Raw genomic sequence first — 1,045 nt, forward strand, 5'->3', positions numbered from 1 at the left:
ACGGTACTGCTTCACTATCGGTCACTAGGGAGTATTTAGCCTTGGCAGATGGTCCTGCCGGATTCCGACGGGGTTTCACGTGTCCCGCCGTACTCAGGATCCGTCTCGGAGGGTATTGAATTTCAATTACAGGGCTTTTACCTTCTCTGGCGGGCCTTTCCAGACCTCTTCGTTTACTCAACACCTTTGTAACTCCATGTGAGACGTCCTACAACCCCAAGGAGCAAGCTCCTTGGTTTGGGCTAATCCGCGTTCGCTCGCCGCTACTGACGGAATCACTTTTGTTTTCTCTTCCTCAGGGTACTTAGATGTTTCAGTTCCCCTGGTATGCCTCTACATAACCTATGTATTCAGTTATGAGTGACTGTCCATTACGACAGCCGGGTTTCCCCATTCGGACACCCCCGGATCAATGCGTGCTTACCGCTCCCCGAGGCAGTTTCGTTGTTCGCCACGTCCTTCTTCGGCTCCTAGTGCCTAGGCATCCTCCGTGCGCTCTTACTAGCTTAACCTATCATCAATAATTGCTTATTGATGTAAATCAACTTTGCTTAAGGATGTTTCATTATCTTTCGCTATCCAGTTTTCAAGGTACAATTTGTTTCCGTCTTTTGGACGGAAGGTTATCTTATCATGCGCATTTGTTACAGTCAACTCACAAAAGTTGGTAACAAATTTGCTTACAAGAACACCTGCTTGGCGACGTCCTACTCTCCCAGGACCCTGCGGTCCAAGTACCATCGGCGCTGGAGGGCTTAACGGTCGTGTTCGGTATGGGAACGTGTGGTTCCCCTCCGCCATCGCCACCAAACGGATGACTTACTGAAAGCTTCAATTCTTTCGAATTGCTCTTTCAAAACTGACAACGAGCTGCGACTACTGCCTGTAGTTTGGAAGCTAAGCTTCCTATCCGATCATCATCGTGATCGGGTATTTCCTTAGAAAGGAGGTGATCCAGCCGCACCTTCCGATACGGCTACCTTGTTACGACTTCACCCCAATCATCTACCCCACCTTCGACGGCTGGCTCCCTTGCGGGTTACCC

General features: G+C 49.8%; 3 rRNA genes. All 3 read right to left on the reverse strand.

Annotated features, from left to right (window positions below):
• Positions 1 to 512, reverse strand: a 23S ribosomal RNA gene (locus AC0YNT_RS30520); the annotation flags it as partial.
• Positions 513 to 694: 182 nt separating this feature from the next.
• Positions 695 to 811: ribosomal RNA gene (gene rrf / locus AC0YNT_RS30525) — 5S ribosomal RNA — on the reverse strand.
• Between the two features lie 131 nt (positions 812 to 942).
• A 16S ribosomal RNA gene (locus AC0YNT_RS30530) occupies positions 943 to 1,045 on the reverse strand; the annotation flags it as partial.

Source organism: Paenibacillus sp. J22R56 (assembly GCF_056269375.1).